The organism is Mesorhizobium sp. BR1-1-2, from assembly GCF_020165435.1.
GTDB lineage: Bacteria > Pseudomonadota > Alphaproteobacteria > Rhizobiales > Rhizobiaceae > Mesorhizobium.
In genome coordinates, this window is the sequence record NZ_JAIUID010000002.1 from 199,300 (window position 1) to 217,120 (window position 17,821).

Here is a 17,821-nt window from a genome sequence, read left to right on the forward strand (position 1 = left end):
GAGCCACGGGCCATTGCATGGATTTCTCCTTGATGCAGCGCGTCTTCCCGTTCTTCGTGGAAGCCGCCTTGGTGACACTGGAACTGACAGCGCTGGCCCTGGTTCTGGGGCTGGTCGCGGCAGCACTGGCCGCGACCGCAAGAATGTCGAGATCGGCGGTCCTGCGGGCCGTCGGCACGCTCTATGTGAGCCTGTTTCGCGGCACACCCTGCCTGATCCAGCTCTTCGTGCTCTATTTCGGCGGTCCGCAGATCGGCATCAATCTGGATCCGTTCGCGGCCGGCGTGATCGGCCTCGGGCTGAACATCGGCGCCTATATGGCGGAATCAATCCGCGGCGCCGTGGTGGCGGTCGACCGCGGCCAGACGGAGGCGGCGCGCACGATCGGATTCGGCCGGTTCCAGACCTTGCGCAAGGTCGTGCTGCCGCAGGCCGCCAGACTGATGATCCGGCCGCTCGGCGTCAACACGGTCGCGCTGCTGAAAGGGTCGGCACTGGTGTCTACCATCTCGGTCGTGGAATTGACCTACACCGCCCAGCGCTTCATCGGCTCCACCTACAAGCCGTTCGAGATCTTCGGCATCGCAGCCCTGCTCTACATGATCATGGTCTATGCCGTCGCCCGTGTCGTCGACTTGCTCGACAAGCGCTTCGCAATCGTCTGAGGGGCGGAAAACGATGCAAGGCCTGGATTTCACCGTCGTCGCGCCCTACTGGGATCTTCTGCTGACCGGCGCCTGGTGGACATCGGTGCTGACGGTCTCGGCGGGAGCGCTCAGCTTCGCCGGCGGCATCTTCTTTGCCGTTGTCGTACTCTACGCACCGGCAATCCTGGCCTACCCCGTGCGCGCCTTCATGTGGGTGTTCATGGGCACGCCGCTGCTGTTGCAGCTCTTCCTGATCTACTTCGGCCTGGTGCAGGTCGGCATCGACATCCCTGCCCTTGCGGCCGGCATTGTCGGCCTTGGACTGCATTTTGCCGTCTACAATGCCGATGTCATCCGCGCGGGAATCGTGGCCGTCGATGTCGGCCAGACGGAAGGCGCGCGCAGCATCGGCTTCGGCAAGTGGCAGACGCTGCGCCATGTCGTGATACCGCAGGCCATCCGCAACACGGCGCCACCCATCGGCAGCAATTTGATCGCGCTGTTGAAGGAATCCTCCATCGTCTCGGTCATCGGCATTGCCGAGTTGGTTCACTCGGCGCAACTGGCGATCAGCGAAACATTCCGCCCCTTCGAATTCTACATCACGGCCGCGGCGCTCTACTACATTCTCAATCTCGTGCTCGAGGCGGCCTTGCATCGGTTTGAAAGACATGTGGAGGTTTCCCGATGAGCACGCAGCGGCCAATGGTCGAGGTCCGCGGCGCACGCAAATCGTTTGGCGCCGTCGAGGTCCTCAGAGGCATCGACCTGTCGGTCGAACGTGGGCAGATCGTCGCCATCATCGGGCCGAGCGGCTCCGGCAAGAGCACGCTGCTGCGTTCCATCAACCATCTCGAGAGTTTGAACGGCGGCGAGGTCTGGCTGGACGGCGTACAGGTCAACCAGGAGCTGCATGGCCATGCGTTCGAAAGGCACATCAACAAGGTGCGTCAGCAGATGGGCATGGTGTTCCAGCACTTCAACCTGTTCCCGCATTTGACCGTGATCGAGAACATCACGATGGGCCCGGTGATCCTGAAAAGCATGCCAAAAGCCGAAGCTCGTGAGTTGGCGCTTGGTCTGCTGTCCAAGGTCGGGCTCGCCGACAAGATCGACGCCTATCCCTCGCGCCTTTCGGGCGGGCAGAAGCAGCGCGTGGCGATTGCCCGCGCGCTGGCCATGCAGCCCAAGGTGATGCTGTTCGACGAGGCCACCTCGGCCCTCGATCCGGAGTTGGTCGATGAGGTCAACGCGGTGATGAAGCAGCTTGCCGCCGAGCATATGACCATGCTCATCGTAACGCATGAGATGCGCTTTGCCGGCGAAGTGGCGGACAGAGTGCTGTTCATGGATGGCGGCGTGGTGGTGGAAGAAGGCCCGCCGGGCGACATCTTCCGCGCCCCGCAAAAAGAACGCACCCGCACCTTCCTCAAAAAATACCTTTCCGCCTGAGTACGACGATGACCAGACTGACCACTGAATTCCCCGATTTCGGACTGACGCCAGAGCAGCGCCGCCACGCAGTGCGCGGCCACTATTATGAGTGGCCGGGCATAGATGGCGAGCGCGGCGAAATCTGGTGCTACAGCGACCGGTTTTCCTATCGCGCCGGCGAGACAGTGACGCTGCATGTCAGTTCGACGGCACCGTCCTTCAGCATGGCGATCGTCCGCGACGGCGGCACGGAAACGAGAATGTTCGAGAAATCGAGCATTGCGGCGCGTTGGCAGGAAAGTCCAGACCAGTGTTCGGCCGAAGGCTGCGGCTGGGAAGCTTCGTTCGAATTCCGCGTCGGCAGCGACTGGCCGTCCGGCGCCTATCGCGTGACGCTGACCGCGGAAGGCCGCGACGGCAAGCCGATCCAATCCCATCATCTCTTCATCGTCGCGCCCCTGCCGGGCAAGAAGCCAGGCCGTGTGCTGCAGGTGGCGGCGACAGGCACCTGGCTCGCCTACAACACCTGGGGCGGCTCCAATCATTATCAGGGCATCACCGGGCCGGACCGCAACCAGTACTCGCCTGTTGTCTCGACGCAGCGCCCCTGGTGCCGCGGCTTCGTCGTGCTGCCGAAGGAGGCGCCGCGCGTGCCGCTGGAGGTCGCTGTGCCACCCAGGACCGTGCCGCGCTATCCGCACATGGAATGGGCGCTTGCGACCGGCCATTCGAAGAAATACGCCTCGTCGGGCTGGGCGAGCTATGACAGCCATTTCTTCCGCTTCGCCGAACGGGCGGGCTACGCCGTCGACCTCGCCAGCCAGCACGATCTGCATTTCTCGCCGGACATTCTCGATGGCTACGACTGCGCCGTCTTTGTCGGCCATGACGAATACTGGACCTGGGAGATGCGCGATGCGGTTGACAGCTATGTCGAGCGCGGCGGCCATGCGGCGCGTTTCGCCGGCAATTTCATGTGGCAGACGCGGCTGGAAGATGAAGGCCGCCGCCAGGTCTGCTACAAATACCGCGCCCGCGCCGAAGACCCCGCCTATCGCGGCGGTGATGTGACCCGCGCCACCAACTCCTGGGAGGCGCCCGAGATCGGCCGGCCGGGTTCGGCGACCTTCGGGCTCAACGCCACACGCGGCCTCTATGCGGGATGGGGCGGCTGCGCGCCACGCGGTGTGCGCGGCTTTCCCGTGTATCGACCCGAGCACTGGGCCTTTGCCGGAACCGGCGTCTACTATGGCGACCTGCTTGGCGCCGACAGTCATGTCTATGGCTATGAGGTCGACGGGCTGGATTTCGAAATCCGCGGCGGCCTTCCCTACCCGACCGCGACCAGCGGCGCGCCGGATGGCTTGGAGGTTCTCGCGGTCGGCATGGCCAGCCAGGTCGAGGAAAGCGCCGATATCCCGATCGAGGATCAGTTTCTCACCGACGAGGATGGCCGCTTCAGCGCCGAGACGCTGTTTGGCGATCGGAGCGACGCCAGCCTGGAAAAAGTCAAACGCGGCAACGGCATGATCGTCAGTTTCCCGCGCGGCAAGGGCGAGGTCTTCCACGCCGGAAGCTGCGAATGGGTCGCCGGCCTGCTGAGGCAGGACCCGATGGTCGAACGCGTTACACAAAACGTCCTCGATCGTTATCTTGGAAAGTCCTGACATGTCGAACGCCCAGACTGCCGTACCGGACGCCGAAGCCCGGCGCCAATCGCATCTGTTCTACCTCTCCAGCCTGCGCCGGCCGCTGATCGACCGCGCCGAGGGCATTTATATGTGGACGCAGGACGGCCGCCGTTTCATCGACGGATCGAGCGGCCCAATGGTCGCCAATATCGGTCATTCCAACCGCAATGTGCTCGACGCCATGAAGCGGCAGATGGATCGCGCCACCTTCGCCTACCGGCTGCATTTCGAGAACGAGCCGGCCGAAGAGCTGGCGCGCGAACTCGCCGGCAAATTGCCCGAAGGCATGGATCGCATCTTCTTCGTCTCCGGCGGCTCGGAGGCGACGGAATCCTGCATCAAGCTGGCGCGGCAGTGGGCGGTGGCCACCGGCCAGGCCAGCCGCTGGAAGGTGATCACCCGCTTCCCCTCTTATCATGGCGGCACGCTGGGTTCGCTCTCGATCACCGGGGACGATGCGCTGGCCGAGACCTTCACGCCGATGATGAGGGTAATGCCGACCGTGCAGGCACCTACCGCCTGGCGCGACCGCGACAATCTCTCGATGGAGCAGCGCGGCATCCGCTATGCCGACATGCTGGAGGAGAAAATCCTGGCCGAGGGGCCGGAAAGCGTGGTCGCCTTCATCATGGAACCGATCGGGGGTGCTGCCACCGCGGCGCTGGTGGCGCCGGACAGCTACTATGCGCGCATCCGCGAGATCTGCGACCGCTACGGCATCCTGCTCATCCATGACGAAGTGATGAGCGGCGCCGGCCGCACCGGCAAATTCCTCGGCGGCGACCACTGGAACTGCAAGCCAGACATCGTCGCGCTGTCCAAAGGCCTGGGATCGGGTTACGCGCCGCTCGGCGCGCTGGCGGCGCCGATGCGGCTGGTGCAGCCGCTGCTTGCCTCCGGCGGCTTCCAGCACGGCCATACCTATGCCGGCAATCCGCTCGCCTGCGCCGCCGGTCTTGCCGTGCTCGGTGAAATGGACCGGCTCGACCTGATCACCAATGCGGCCGCCATGGGCGATGTGCTGATGGAGGGATTGCGGGGGCTCGCCAAGCGCTTCCCGTTCATCGCCGACGTGCGCGGAAAGGGCCTGCTCACCGGTGCCGAGATGGTTGCCGACCCCGAAACGCTGCGGCCGATAGACCAGGGCAGGAAGGCCACCCAGCGCCTGCTCGACCTCGCCTATGAGCGCGGGCTGATCATTTATGGCCGCAAGGTCAAGGGCGGTGTCGACGGCGACAATTTCATGGTCGCACCACCGATGATCGTCACCAGCGAACAGGTCGGCGAGATCGTCTCCATCATCGGCGACTCGCTCGAAGTCCTGGCAGCCGAGCTCGACCTGCCGGTCGAAGGTCAGGGATAAAACAATGGAGCCGAGAAAGGTCATCATCACCTGCGCCGTCACCGGATCGGTCCATACACCATCCATGTCGCCTTATCTGCCGGTAACGCCGGACCAGATCGCGACGGATGCCATCGCCGCGGCCGAGGCCGGCGCCTCGATCCTGCATCTCCATGCCCGAGACCCAAAAGACGGTCGGCCAACGGCCGATCCGGACGTGTTCATGCAGTTCCTGCCGCGCATCAAGCAGGCGACGGCGGCGGTGATCAACATCACCACCGGCGGCTCCTCATTGATGACGCTGGACCAGCGGCTGGCGGCACCTTTGCGGGCCGAGCCCGAAATGTGTTCGCTCAACATGGGCTCGATGAATTTCGCGCTGTTCCCGATGCTCGACAAGCCAAGGGAATGGCAACACGAATGGGAACCGAAGCTGCTGGAAGCCACACACGACACGATTTTCAAGAATACCTTCGCCGACATGGAAGGCGTGCTGGAGAGGCTGGGCAAGGGCTGCGGCACGCGCTTCGAATTCGAGTGCTACGATGTCGGCCATCTCTATTCGCTGGCGCATTTCCGCGACCGGGGTCTGGTGTCGGGGCCGCTGTTCATTCAGTTCGTGCTAGGCATTCTGGGCGGCATCGGCGCTGATCCGGACAATCTCATCCACATGAAGCGCATCGCCGACAAGCTGTTCGGCGACAGCTACCAGTTCTCGGTGCTGGCCGCGGGCCGCCACCAGATGCCGCTGATCTCGATCGGCGCGGCCATGGGCGGCAATGTCCGTGTCGGGCTGGAAGACAGTCTCTACGACGGCCGCCAGCTGGCGAAATCCAACGCCGATCAGGTGCGCCGCATCCGTGGCATTCTCGACGGGCTGTCGCTGGAGATTGCCACGCCGGCCGAAGCACGCGACATGCTGGCGCTGAAGGGCGGCGACAGGGTGGCGTTTTGAGATGCGATTGAGATGGTAGCGCCCACCCCCCTCTGGCCTGCCGGCCATCTCCCCCTCAAGGGGGGAGATCGAACATCGCTACGGCTTTCGCTAATCACCGACATCGCAACACCGGCGGTGACCTCGAAGCTGCCAATCTCCCCCCTTGAGGGGGAGATGTCCGGTAGGACAGAGGGGGGTGCCTTGGCGCCATGCTCTCAATGAACAAGGTTCGCCCATCACAAGCGGTTACACTTCGCCCCGGCCGGATCGACGATGTCGAAACCATCCACGCGGCAATCCTGAAACTCGGAAACAATATCGGCGCGCATCAGGAGATCACCTCGACGCCAGAGGACCTGCGCCGCTACGGCTTTGGCGAAAGACCTGCCTTCTCGACCCTGATCGCCGAAGTCGATGGCGAATTCGCCGGACTGTGCCTCTATTTCCCGATCTTCTCAACCTGGATGGGGCGGCCCGGCGTCTATGTGCAGGACCTCTATGTCGAGGACCGGTTTCGCGGCCGCAGGATCGGCGAGCGCCTGCTGCGGCGCGTCGCGGCCGAGTGCCGCAAGCAAGGCGGTGTTTATCTCAGATTGTCCGTCGATACCGACAATGAGAGCGCAAAGGCCTTTTATGAACGGCTGGGCATCGCCTGGTCGAGCTACGAGCAGACGCAGAAGATCATCGGCGACGCTTTCTTCACCTTTGCCGACGCGCCGGAGGAAAAGGAATGAAAGCCTTCTACGCGCAGGAGCAGAAGCGCCACGACCCCAAGGCTTTCCTTTCCAGCGGCGCCCCGCAGCCCAATCCGGAAAAGCCGGAGCGCGTCGAGAGATTGTTGGCAGGCGCAAAATCGGCCGGCTGCACGATCGAGCGGCCGCGCAATCACGGACTTGGTCCGGTCGCGGCGGTGCACACGCCCGAATATCTCGATTTCCTGGAGCATATCTATACGCGTTGGCAACGCATTGAGGGTGCCTCGGCGGAAGTGATTCCGAACATCCACCCGATCGTGCGCAACGGCTCCTATCCGGCCTCCGCGGTCGGCCAGGCTGGGTACCACATGGCCGACACGGCCTGCCCGATCTCTAGCGAGACCTGGCAAAGCGCGCTGTGGAGCGCGTGGAGCGCGGTTGAGGCGGCGGAAGCGGTGATGGCGGGCGCGCCGGCCACCTATGCGCTTTGCCGCCCGCCCGGTCACCATGCGTTCGCCGACGTCGCCGGCGGCTTCTGTTTCATCAACAATTCGGCCGTCGCAGCACAGGTACTGCGCCGCCAAGCGGCACGGGTTGCGGTCCTCGATGTCGATCTGCATCACGGCAACGGCACGCAAGGCATCTTCTATGCGCGGCCCGACGTGCTGACCGTTTCGCTGCATGCCGATCCGGTGCGCTTCTATCCGTTCTTCTGGGGCCATGCCGACGAGCGCGGCGAAGGGCCCGGTCTCGGCTACAATTTCAACCTGCCCTTGCCACGCAAATCCGCCGACGCGGCGTTTCTGGAAGCGCTTGAGGTGGCGTTCCAGCGCATCCGCGCCTTCTCGCCCGACGCGCTGGTCGTGGCGCTCGGGCTCGACGCGTTCGAGGGTGATCCGTTCGGCGGACTTTCGGTGACGACGCCAGGTTTCTCGCGCATCGGCGAAGCCATCGCCAAGCTCGGCCTGCCGACAGCAATCGTCCAGGAAGGCGGCTATCTCTGCGACGAACTCGGTGACAACCTCACCGCTTTCCTGACCGGGTTCGGCACCAAGGCACGCTGACCGGTCGATCTCGGGTCAGGGCCGCTGCTGCCTGAGCATGGCGATGACCCGATGCACGCTCTCCAGCGTCTCATCGATCTCGCCGGATGTGTTGTAGTGGGCGATGCCGATGCGCACGACGCCTTGTTCGGCCGGAATGCCGAGCTGGTGGACGATCTCCCAGGCGTAGTTGTGGCCGGACCAGAGGAAGATGTTCTCTGCGTTCATCTGCCGGACGATCGTTTCCGGCGCGATCCCGTCGACGGTGAAGGATACCGTCGGCACACGCTCGCCGATCCGGGCGGGGTCGGTGATGCCACGGATCGTCAGCCCCTGGATATCCGACAGGCCTTCGATCAGCCTCCGGGCCAGCACGTTCTCATATGGGATCGACACTTCGAACGCCTTGGCAATGCTTTGCCGCCGTGAACCGCCCTCGCCCGCCGCGGCACCGAGATCGGCGAAATAGTCGATGGCCGCCGTCAAACCGGCCATCAGTTCGATCTGCGGCGTGCCAAGTTCGAACCGCTCCGGCAGGTTGTCTGACGAGCAGCGGCATTTGTAGGGTTGCAAGTCATCGATGACATCCCGACGGCCCCACAATATGCCCATATGCGGTCCGAAGAATTTGTAGGCCGAGCAGATCAGGAAATCGCAGCCGAGGTCCTGCACGTCGATCAGCCCATGCGGCGCGAACTGCACCGCATCGACATAGACCAGGGCACCGGCTTGTTTTGCGAGGCGCGTCAGAGATTTAACCCGATTGATCGAACCGGTCAGGTTCGAGGCATAGTTCAAAGCGACCATTCGAGTCTTCCCGGACAGAAGCCCTGTCAGCGCGGCCTCTTCGACCTGCCAGCTCTTTTCATCAAAGGGCAGCCAGCGCACGACGAGACCAAGATCCTCGGCAAGCTGCAGCCACGGCGAAACATTGCCCTCGTGGTCCATGCGCGTGAGGATGATCTCGTCGCCGGGCTTCATCGTGCGGCCGAGCGTACGCGACATGTGGTAGGTCATCGTCGTCATGTTGGCGCCGATGATGATCTCCTCAGGGCTCGCGGCGCCAAGGAAGTCGGCCATTGCGTGATGCGCTTCGTCGACGACAGCTTGAGCCGCGATCGTTGTTTCGAAATAGCCGCCGAGATTGGCGTTGGTGGTCAACAGGCAGCGCGACACTGCGTCTGCCACAGCCTGCGGCACCTGCGTGCCGGCGGGATTGTCGAGATAGATGCGCCGGCGCCCTTTATCGGTCAGAGCGAGCGCGGGGAATTTTCCACGCACTGTTTCAATCGGAAAATCCACCATCGTCTGCATCCCCCTGTTATTCTTGGTTAATTGCACTCACGAGCCAATCAAGGACAGGGATTGCCGACCCGCTGGTGAATGGCGTCCACCGCCTTCTGCATCTCTTCGGTCCAGACGACCTCGACTGAAGACAGCGCCATTTCGAGTTGCGAAATGGTCGTCGCGCCAATGATGTTAGAGGTGACAAAGGGCCTGCTCGCCACATAGGCGTTGGCGAACAGCGCCGGCTCCAGGCGAAAGGAGCGCGCCAGCTCGTTATATTCAAGCTGCGCCTCGGCGGCGTTAGGCGTCTCGTAACGCTGGCCGCGATTGAAGAGCTGCGTGCGCGACCCCTGCGGACGCGCACCGTGATCGTATTTGCCCGAGAGATAACCCTGTGCCAGCGGCGAATAGGCAAGCAGCGAGACCTCTTCGCGATCGCAGACTTCGGCGAGGTTCACCTCGAAGGTCCGGTTGACCAGATTGTAGGCGTTCTGGATCGAGGCGACGCGCGGACCAATGGCTTTGTCAGCCTCTGCAATGAAGCGCATGACGCCCCAGGAGCTCTCGTTCGACAGGCCGAAATGGCGGATCTTTCCTGCCTTCATCAGCTCGTCAAAAACGGCAAGCGTCTCCGCGATCGGCGTTTCCCCGGTCGGCGCCCCGACGGAATCAGTGCGGCGCGCCACAGCGCCGACGCGCGTCGGATTGGCGCCCCAGGGTATGTCCCGCTCCGGCCAGTGGATCTGGTAGAGGTCGATATAGTCCGTGCCGAGCCTGGCCAGCGATTTGTCGACGGCATCGAAGATATCGGCGCGCACCAGCTGCGACGGCCTGTCGCCGCGAAACCAGCTGTTGGCGGTGCGCCCGACGACCTTCGAGGCGAGTATCACCTTGTCGCGGTTGCCCTTTGCCTTCATCCAGCTGCCGATGATCTTCTCGGTCCGCCCCTGCGTCTCCGGCTTGGGCGGGATTGGGTAGAGCTCGGCAGTGTCGATGAAATTCACCCCGCGCGAAAAGGCCAGGTCCATCTGGGCGTGGCCGTCGGCTTCGGTGTTCTGCTGGCCCCAAGTCATCGAACCGAGGCAGATCTGGGTGACAAGAAGATCGGTCCGACCGAGACGGCGTTTGTGCATGGAAGTGTGCTCCGGCGGGAAAAGCTTGCGCGGCTGCGCGGGGAAGGAAGTTTCATCCTACAAGAAAGCAGAGGCGCTCTCCAAGCCTCGGCAAACCGACTTTTGCGTGAACCAGACTGCGCTACCGGCGAGCCCCTGCCAGGGCGCGCCGCTTGGCCTCGTCGATCAGCATGTTGGCCACCTGCATGCGGATCATGGCGCGCTGGCGCAGGTGCGGCGCGACGCGATCGGGATGGTTCGAAAAGGCGAAGCTGCGGCGCATGCGGCCAAAATCGGCGACAGCCTTAGGTGTGTCCAATCCCAATTCCACGGCAATTGATTCGGGATCGATCGGCGGCAGTTTTTCCTCGGGCTTCCTTTCTTCGCCCGCCAGCGCCAGCTTCGCGTGATCGAGCAGGGCCGCGAATTCTGCGGCGAGATCCGCGCCTGCCTCGCGGTACTCCGTGGCAAATCCGCTGCCAGAAACCTTGATACGGCCGGAATGAAGCTCGTCGGCGACGGAAAGATAGTCAAATGGAATCGACGGGCGAGTGGCCGCCTCTTCGCCGTCCTTGTCGGGGGCGACGAAGAGATCATCGAGCAACGAAGCGAAATCCCGCTTGGCGCTGGTAACGATGTCAGCCTCCCCAGTCTCACGGTGTGTTCGAGACATCCACCTTAGGGTCCGCTCGTTAAAAATGCATGCCGCCGATTTAACAATTGAAAGCGTTGACGAGACTGGACCGCAGCCCAATCACTCACAAAAGGCCAGGCCGCACTTTCGGCAGTCCGCAATTCGCCGGAAGCGGAGAGGAAAAACCGGCCAAGTGCCAGCAAGAGGGATACGATTTCGCGATCTGCGAAAATTTCAGGCGATGCAGGATCATGGCAGAAAATTTTGCTGAGCATGGCAGGCATGCAAATGCTGCACTGCACAATTGTCATGAATCCCCTATATTCCAACGCTGGGAGGTCCAACAGGGGCCTGGATTATGGGGTTCTTCACTGAAATGTTCGCGCGGCCACGGCCGCAGGAACATCTGCGTTATCGTGCCGCGCTCGCGCTGCTGCATTCCATGAGCAATGCGGACCGCGCCGACATCGGCATCAAGCCCGCCGATTTCCCGCGCATCGCCCGCGAAATGTCCGTTCGCTAGTTCGGGCAGCCAGGATATTTTCCGCTCCTGATGCGCAACGCCTTGACGGCGTGATCCGTCAACGCGAGCCCAGGAACGTTGCCTTGCCCAGCGGCACACCATTGTGGCGAAGAATGTCGTAGGCGGTGGTGAGGTGGAAATAGAAGTTGGGCATGGCCAGATGCAGGAGATACTGCAAACCGGCCATCGAGACCTCGCGCCCGCCGAGCCTGACCTCGACAATCCGCTCGTCCGAACCTTCGAGATCGGCTGCGGAGAACGTCGCAAGATAGTCAAGCGTCTTGGCGATGCGTGCCTGCAATTCGGCAAAGCTCGCCTCATTGTCCTCGTATTTGGGAACCTCCCGGCCGACGAGCCGCGATGGGGCTCCCTTGGCATGGTCGGTGGCGATCTGCACCTGCCTGGTCAGCGCGAACATGTCGGGCGCCAGCCGCGCCGTCAGGAATACCTGCGGGTCGATCTTGCGCTCACCAGCGTTCTGTTCGGCCGTGGACAGCACGCTGGACAGCGCTTTCAACCGGGTCGAAAACACGACCACCGATACTTCATACATGGATAGGGTCACGCAATTATCTCCCGGGCAGTTGAGGCGCCGTGAGTGCGAACTAGCGCCTTCCCGGGCGATTCTTCAAGCGATACCCGCAAGGCGTCACCACGTCGCCGCAATCACCGTGGTAGAATTTCCGTTACCGCGTGGAGATTCCCGATGAGACACGCTTTTCTCGCAGCTACCGCCTTGTTTTCCCTTGCCTCCATCGCCCAGTCGGCACCTGCCGACGAGGCGCCCTACGTCGATGACAGGTCGAGCGCCGAGGCGGTTGTCCGCTCGCTCTACAGCGCCATCAACCGGCATGAATTCGCGCGTGCCTGGGGTTATTACGGCGATACCAAGCCGGCCAAGGACTTCGACAGCTTCGTCAAGGGCTATGACGGTACCGACAAGGTGGAGGTCAGGACCGGCGCCGTATCCAACGAGGGCGCGGCAGGCAGCATCTACTACAGCGTTCCGGTCGCGATCCAGGCAACCGACAAGAAGGGCGAGGCGAAGGTCTTTTCCGGCTGCTACACTCTGCGCCAGGTCAATGCCCAGATTCAGGCGCCGCCATTCCAGCCGATCTTCATCGACAGCGGAGCGCTGAAGCCGTCGAGCGCGGATTTCGAGCAGGCCGTGCCGGCTAGCTGTGGCGACGGCCCGCCGCCGCCGAAGAAGGATGCAGCCCTGGAGCAGGCCAGGAAGGCTTTCCTGGCCAGCTATAGCGATCAATGCGACAGGGATCTCGCGGCCAAGGAGCCGGAGATTTTTTCCATTAAATACAGGGACAAGGATGCGGCGGCCGGCGATCCCGACAAGGAAACGCGCCTGTTCCATTTTTCCTGCTCGGCGGCCGCATACAATGAAAGCTCGATCTACTACATGACCGACGAGGCGAATGGCGTCAGGCAATTGCAGTTCACCGAACCGGAGATGGACATCCGCTACGTGAACAACGACAGCGAAGGCAAGGTCGAATCCATGCACATCGTCGGCTTTCAGACCACCGGCTGGGCGACCAATTCCAGCTACGACCAGGACGCCCACACGATCACCACCTTCAACAAATGGCGCGGCGCCGGCGATGCCTCGTCAGCAGGCACCTATCTGTTCCGCAACGGCGATTTTTCGCTCGTCCAGTACGACGTCGACGCCTCCTATGACGGCGAGGAAAACCCGCAGACGGTTGTCGACTACAACACCGCTCCGTAGGGAAGACTCAATCAAGAACGCCGCGTTCGACCCGTCCTTCGCATTCACCTTCTCGATTCAGGCCGCGAACGCATCGGCCGAAAGAAGGCGCGAATGTCCTGGACCAGAAGATTGGGTTCCTCCAGCGCAGCGAAATGGCCGCCCCGCGGCATCGGCGTCCACCGCTGCACGTCGAAGACCCTCGCCACCCAGGAGCGCGGCGGCATTGGCAATTCGCGGGGGAAAAGCGCTACCCCAAGCGGCGGCGAAACGCGTTCCTGCGCCTTGAACGCAAGAGGGGACAGCCGATTCTCCTTGTATAGTCGCAAGGACGAGGTGAGCGCATTGGTGAACCAGTAGAGAGAAACGTCCGTAAGGAGCGCGTCCATGCCAAAGGCGCGTTCCACGTCACCGTCGCAATCGCTCCAGGAACGGAACTTCTCGATCATCCAGGCTGCGAGACCGATCGGCGAGTCTGTCAGCGCATAAGCAAGCGTCTGAGGCTTCGTGCCCTGCAGATGGGCATAGGCACCCTCCGTTGCCGTCCAGGCCGCAGCCTTGTCCAGAAATGCCTGTTCCTCAACGGTGACAGGTGGCTCAGTTGCACCCAAGGGTGGCCGATAGCTCCCGGGAATGTAATTGACGTGAATGCCAAGCACGTTTTCAGGAAGGAGCCGTGCCATCCAGGCGGAGACGCCCGCGCCGATGTCGCCGCCCTGGCAAGCGAAGCGGTCATAGCCGAGCCCGCACATCAACTGCACCCATAGCTCCGCGATGCGGCCGGAGTGGAAGCCCGGTTCCGTCGGCGCCTGCGAGAAGCCATATCCGGGCAACGAGGGAACCACGACGTGGAAAGCGTCGGCTGGGTCACCACCATGGGCAGATGGATCCGTCAGCAATGGAATGATGCGTTCCATTTCGATGAAGGAACCGGGCCAGCCGTGCGTGATGATCAGCGGCAGCGGCGCCGGTCCGGTGCCTGGCTGGTGGATAAAATGGACGTCCAGGTTGTTCACCCTGGCCAGATATTGCGGTAGCCGGTTCAGCCGCGCCTCTTGCGCTCTCCAGTCGAAGCGATCTCGCCAGTAATCCGCAAGGCGCTCCATGAACGGCAGGTCGGCCCCATCGTTCCAGCCTGTTTGGATTGGCGGAACGGGCCATCGCGTTGCGTGAAGACGGCCCTGGAGATCCTCAAGTTGTTCGCTCGGAATCTGGATATTGAAGGGGCGAGCGTCCATCGCCGTGCTTCCGAGCCGTGGGATCATATCAGCCTCCACCTGCAAGAGGATATCGGCCGAACGATGATAGCCAAACCCAATGCTCTCTGGCCGACATGCATCAAGGCGCCTTCGACAGCATCCAGTTGAGCGTGCCGCGCCAGTCGGTCATGCGGATCGGCGTACCATGGGTGCCGGTCTCGAAACGGACAAACCGCGTCGGATAGGGATAGGCTTTCGATCTTGCGATGATGGAGCGGAAGAACGCTTCCTGCTTTTCCACGGGGAAAACCACGTCATGGCTGCCCTGGCCGAAGAAGACCGGGACATGGCGCCTGAAGGCAGGACTTGCGAGGAAACTCTCGTCCCATAGCGAGCCGAGCAGCAGCAGCCCGTTGATGCGCCGGCCGGTATCGTTGCGGGCGGCAAGCTTCCAGCACAGGGCGCCGCCCATCGAGCCACAGGCGACAAAGATTTTCGCGGCTGGCGATTGTTCGGCATAGTGATTGATCAGGGCCGCGACCTGCGCCGCGCCGGTGTCGCCGAAATCGGAAAAGTCCGGGCTGAGATAGAGGCCGCCATTGCCGGCCATCAGGTTTTTCAGTCGGTTGAAATTACCGCCGAAGGTGAAGTCGTCGACGCCCTGCTTGCGGCTGCCCCCCTGCCCGTGTAGGTAAAGCACGATGATGCCGGCGCCTTGCGTCTTGCCAACGGCAATGTGCCTGACATCGCCAGCATCGGTCTTCAACAGCAGATCCTGCTGCACCTTGCGTACGCCGGTGTCGGTGTACTGGGCGTGCACCCTTCGCTCCGGCACCTGGTCACGCTGGTTGATGTCACGCATCTCTCGGTAGTCGATGACCGTATAGGCGCCATTGGTGTCGGATGAGAGGGTCGGGGGATAGGCGAACAGATCGTCCTTGAAGGGTTTTAGTTCGAGCGCCTCGGCATAGGCGGCGGAAAACAAGAAAAGCAAGGCTGTGAGGGCAGCGCGGCACGCCCCCCTCTGGCCTGCCGGCCATCTCCCTCTCAAGGGGAGAGATTGGACATATGTTCGGCTTTCGCCAACCTCCACGCTTGCAAGGCGGGAGCCGCCATCGAAACTGTCGATCTCCCCCCTTGAGGGGGAGATGGCCGGCAGGCCAGAGGGGGGTAGAAGCGCAGACGCTGGTGAACTGAAAACCATCACTCAGCCATGCGTAATTCAGCTTCGGTTTGTCAATCCTGCAGCACGCCGCCGGCGCCTTCCAGCGCCTCGCGGGTGTCGACATCAACGGACGCGCCCTCGCCGATCTCCACATCGATGACATCGAGCCCCTCGGCCTCCACCAGATGGCGTGCGCCGGTATCGCCTTCGAGATGGGCGATCGCCGGGAACAGCGCGCGCGGCAGAAGTACCGGGTTGCCGCGTTTGCCAAGGTGCGAGGCGCGGACCACCGAATTGCCTCCTGCCCCGCGAAACGCATCGATCAGCCGGTCGAGATCGCCGGACGAGACACCCGGCATGTCTCCGAGAACGATCATCGCACCGGCGGCGTCTCCCGGCAGATAGGCCATACCGGCTTTCACGGAGGTGGAGAGCCCATCGGCAAAATCGGGATTGTCGGCGAAGGTCACGTCCAGGCCCGACAACGCGCCGCGCACCCGCTCACGTTGATGGCCGGTGACGACGATCGTGGCCGAAGCTTTCGAGGCGAGCGCACGCTCTGCTGTACGGCGGACCAACGGTTGGCCGTCGAAAAGCGCCATAAGCTTGTTCGGCCCGCCCATGCGGCTCGAACGGCCTGCTGCCAAAAGCACGATCCCAACCTTGAGCCGGCTTACGGCCGGCAGCGGTTCGCGCGGCTGCGGGCGTGTGGGGATTTCCATCAGCAGGCCGCCGACGCCCATGCCGGCGATGTCGGTCGCCGTTACGTCGATGCCGGCGATCAGCCGGTCGAGCACCCAGTCGAAGCCGTTCTCCTTGGGGCTGCGGGCGCAGCCCGGCGCGCCGATGATCTGCTTGCCGGCAAGCTTGCCGAGCACCAGCAGATTGCCGGGGTCGACCGGCATGCCGGCGCGGATGACGGTACCGCCCGCTTCCTCGATCGCGGCCGGAACGACGTCGGCGAAATCGCTCATGGCCGAAGCGCCGAAGATCACCACCATGTCGTTATCGCGCGCCAGCGAGGCGGCCGCCTCGGCCACCGACGCAACCTCGTGCGGCGTGCGGCGCTCGGCCGTCAGCCGCCCGCCCGAACGCGCCAGCCGTGCCTCGGTGACGCGCAACGTCTTGTCGAGCACGCTCGGCTTGACGCCCGGCAACACGGTCTGGATGACACCGACACGAATGGGCCGATAGGCATTGACGGCAAAGATCTCGCCGCCGGCGCAGATCTTCATGACCGCATCGACCAGCGCCGACCCGACGGCGAAGGGAATGATCTTCACTGTCGCTACCATCTGGCCCTTTTCAACCGGCGCATGCTGGCCAAGCGTGGCAATGGTAATGGTTGGATCGACGGCATTGATGGCGTCGATCATCGCGCTGTTGACGGTGAAGACGCCAGCGGCTTGGGCATGGAGGTTGACCCGCCCGGTCGCGGCAGGCTTGGCCACGACATTGCGGTGGCGCATACCGGTCGCGATCCGTTCAGCGGCGGCGTCTTCGCCCAGATCGCCGGGAGAAAGCACGGCCGCGACGACTTCGCCGATGCCCGCCGCTTTCAGCACCCCGACATCCTCTGCACTCAGCCGATGCGCTTTGCGGAATCGTCGCTCGCCGACCGTCGTCGCGTGTGCAAGCACGGCGCCCTCAGCCTGTTCGATAGGAACCGGGCCGAATTTCACGCTGCGGCGTCCCTGGCTTCAAGGCCGCGCGAGCGAAATGCGTGAATAACCTGCGCCAGCACGGCGACGGCGATCTCGGCGGGGCTGGCCGCACCGATGTCGAGACCGATCGGCGCCTGGATGCGACCGATCTGCTCGGAACTGGCGCCCAGCGCCAACAGGCGCTCGACCCGCTTGGCGTGGGTTTTCCTGCTGCCGAGTGCCCCGACATAGAAGCACCTGGCGTCGAGCGCCGCTTTCAACGCGAAATCGTCGATCTTGGGATCGTGGGTGACGGCAGCGACCGCCGTGTAGCTGTCGAGTGGCTGTCGTTGCAGGACCTCCGCAGGCCATTCGGCGTGCAACGCGACGTCGGGGAAGCGGTCCGACGTGGCAAAAGCCGTGCGCGGATCGATGATCTCGACTGGATAGCCGGCGATCCTGGCCATCGGCGCCAGCGCCTGGCTGATATGCACGGCGCCGATCACCACCAGGCGCGGATGCGGCAGATGCGCGTTGAGAAAGAAGGTCCGCCCTTCCGCTTCGACCGAGCCGGAATTCCCGGTGCGGAACGCCTTGCTGATCGCCGCACCGAGATCGCCGGCGACCGCATCGCCTTCGCGCACGACACGGTCGCGGCCATCACCAAGATCGGTGACCAGGATCGCGGCGCGGCGCGCGCGACGCTCGGCGTTGAGTGTTTTCAGCGCATAAGGATCCATCGAAGA

At 63.1% G+C, this 17,821-nt stretch carries 18 protein-coding genes; 10 read left to right on the top strand and 8 right to left on the bottom strand.

What is annotated here, in order from left to right; all coding sequences use genetic code 11:
- Window positions 1-17: 17 nt before the first annotated feature.
- The 8 genes from LB551_RS04290 to LB551_RS04325 all read left to right on the top strand — a co-directional run bounded on the left by LB551_RS04290 (window position 18) and on the right by LB551_RS04325 (window position 7,810).
- Window positions 18-665 carry an amino acid ABC transporter permease gene (locus LB551_RS04290; RefSeq protein ID WP_224658342.1) on the top strand — a complete coding sequence of 216 codons (648 nt, stop codon included), beginning with the start codon at window positions 18-20 and terminating at the stop codon, window positions 663-665.
- 13 nt (window positions 666-678) lie between these two features.
- Window positions 679-1,338: an amino acid ABC transporter permease gene (locus tag LB551_RS04295; RefSeq protein WP_224658343.1), complete on the top strand. Its 660-nt coding sequence runs from the start codon at window positions 679-681 to the stop codon at window positions 1,336-1,338.
- Window positions 1,335-2,099 (top strand): amino acid ABC transporter ATP-binding protein, encoded by a 765-nt coding sequence (locus LB551_RS04300; RefSeq protein WP_140548850.1) that lies wholly within the window; start codon window positions 1,335-1,337, stop codon window positions 2,097-2,099. The genes LB551_RS04295 and LB551_RS04300 overlap by 4 nt, the downstream gene beginning before the upstream one ends.
- 8 nt (window positions 2,100-2,107) lie before the next feature.
- A complete protein-coding gene (locus LB551_RS04305) occupies window positions 2,108-3,748 on the top strand; it encodes a N,N-dimethylformamidase beta subunit family domain-containing protein (protein WP_224658344.1) in 1,641 nt (546 codons plus the stop codon).
- Between the two features lies 1 nt (window position 3,749).
- On the top strand, window positions 3,750-5,135 hold the full coding sequence (locus LB551_RS04310) for an aspartate aminotransferase family protein (RefSeq protein ID WP_224658345.1): 1,386 nt from the start codon (window positions 3,750-3,752) through the stop codon (window positions 5,133-5,135).
- Window positions 5,136-5,139: 4 nt separating this feature from the next.
- Complete coding sequence (locus LB551_RS04315; RefSeq protein ID WP_224658346.1) at window positions 5,140-6,069, top strand: 3-keto-5-aminohexanoate cleavage protein; 930 nt, start codon at window positions 5,140-5,142, stop codon at window positions 6,067-6,069.
- A gap of 200 nt (window positions 6,070-6,269) precedes the next feature.
- On the top strand, window positions 6,270-6,785 hold the full coding sequence (locus tag LB551_RS04320; protein WP_411970929.1) for an N-acetyltransferase family protein: 516 nt from the start codon (window positions 6,270-6,272) through the stop codon (window positions 6,783-6,785).
- Window positions 6,782-7,810, top strand: coding sequence for a histone deacetylase family protein (locus LB551_RS04325; RefSeq protein ID WP_140548862.1), 1,029 nt, complete (start codon window positions 6,782-6,784; stop codon window positions 7,808-7,810). The genes LB551_RS04320 and LB551_RS04325 overlap by 4 nt, the downstream gene beginning before the upstream one ends.
- A gap of 15 nt (window positions 7,811-7,825) precedes the next feature.
- Here LB551_RS04325 and LB551_RS04330 read toward each other — a convergent pair whose 3' ends face one another.
- The 3 genes from LB551_RS04330 to LB551_RS04340 all read right to left on the bottom strand — a co-directional run bounded on the left by LB551_RS04330 (window position 7,826) and on the right by LB551_RS04340 (window position 10,792).
- Window positions 7,826-9,094: a cysteine desulfurase-like protein gene (locus LB551_RS04330; protein WP_181172337.1), complete on the bottom strand. Its 1,269-nt coding sequence runs from the start codon at window positions 9,092-9,094 to the stop codon at window positions 7,826-7,828.
- 47 nt (window positions 9,095-9,141) lie between these two features.
- On the bottom strand, window positions 9,142-10,209 hold the full coding sequence (locus tag LB551_RS04335) for an aldo/keto reductase (RefSeq protein WP_224658347.1): 1,068 nt from the start codon (window positions 10,207-10,209) through the stop codon (window positions 9,142-9,144).
- Window positions 10,210-10,330: 121 nt separating this feature from the next.
- Window positions 10,331-10,792, bottom strand: coding sequence for a hypothetical protein (locus LB551_RS04340; RefSeq protein ID WP_224658348.1), 462 nt, complete (start codon window positions 10,790-10,792; stop codon window positions 10,331-10,333).
- A gap of 388 nt (window positions 10,793-11,180) precedes the next feature.
- Here LB551_RS04340 and LB551_RS04345 point away from each other — a divergent pair, with 388 nt between their 5' ends.
- Complete coding sequence (locus LB551_RS04345) at window positions 11,181-11,345, top strand: hypothetical protein (RefSeq protein ID WP_140493788.1); 165 nt, start codon at window positions 11,181-11,183, stop codon at window positions 11,343-11,345.
- A gap of 58 nt (window positions 11,346-11,403) precedes the next feature.
- On the opposite strand, the gene LB551_RS04350 is transcribed toward LB551_RS04345, so the two are convergent.
- Complete coding sequence (locus LB551_RS04350; RefSeq protein WP_224658349.1) at window positions 11,404-11,910, bottom strand: DUF1993 family protein; 507 nt, start codon at window positions 11,908-11,910, stop codon at window positions 11,404-11,406.
- A 141-nt stretch (window positions 11,911-12,051) separates the two neighbouring features.
- Here LB551_RS04350 and LB551_RS04355 point away from each other — a divergent pair, with 141 nt between their 5' ends.
- The gene (locus LB551_RS04355) at window positions 12,052-13,089 is read left to right on the top strand and encodes a DUF1176 domain-containing protein (protein WP_224658350.1); all 1,038 of its coding nucleotides are present in this window, start codon (window positions 12,052-12,054) and stop codon (window positions 13,087-13,089) included.
- A 44-nt stretch (window positions 13,090-13,133) separates the two neighbouring features.
- On the opposite strand, the gene LB551_RS04360 is transcribed toward LB551_RS04355, so the two are convergent.
- The 4 genes from LB551_RS04360 to LB551_RS04375 all read right to left on the bottom strand — a co-directional run bounded on the left by LB551_RS04360 (window position 13,134) and on the right by LB551_RS04375 (window position 17,815).
- Window positions 13,134-14,333 carry an epoxide hydrolase family protein gene (locus LB551_RS04360; RefSeq protein ID WP_224658351.1) on the bottom strand — a complete coding sequence of 400 codons (1,200 nt, stop codon included), beginning with the start codon at window positions 14,331-14,333 and terminating at the stop codon, window positions 13,134-13,136.
- A gap of 73 nt (window positions 14,334-14,406) precedes the next feature.
- Window positions 14,407-15,261, bottom strand: a complete 855-nt coding sequence (locus tag LB551_RS04365) for an alpha/beta hydrolase (RefSeq protein WP_224658352.1) — start codon at window positions 15,259-15,261, stop codon at window positions 14,407-14,409.
- A 242-nt stretch (window positions 15,262-15,503) separates the two neighbouring features.
- Window positions 15,504-17,114, bottom strand: coding sequence for an NTP transferase domain-containing protein (locus LB551_RS04370; RefSeq protein ID WP_224658353.1), 1,611 nt, complete (start codon window positions 17,112-17,114; stop codon window positions 15,504-15,506).
- Window positions 17,111-17,815, bottom strand: coding sequence for an XdhC family protein (locus tag LB551_RS04375; protein WP_140548878.1), 705 nt, complete (start codon window positions 17,813-17,815; stop codon window positions 17,111-17,113). Before LB551_RS04375 ends, LB551_RS04370 begins: the two co-directional genes overlap by 4 nt.
- Window positions 17,816-17,821: the final 6 nt, after the last annotated feature.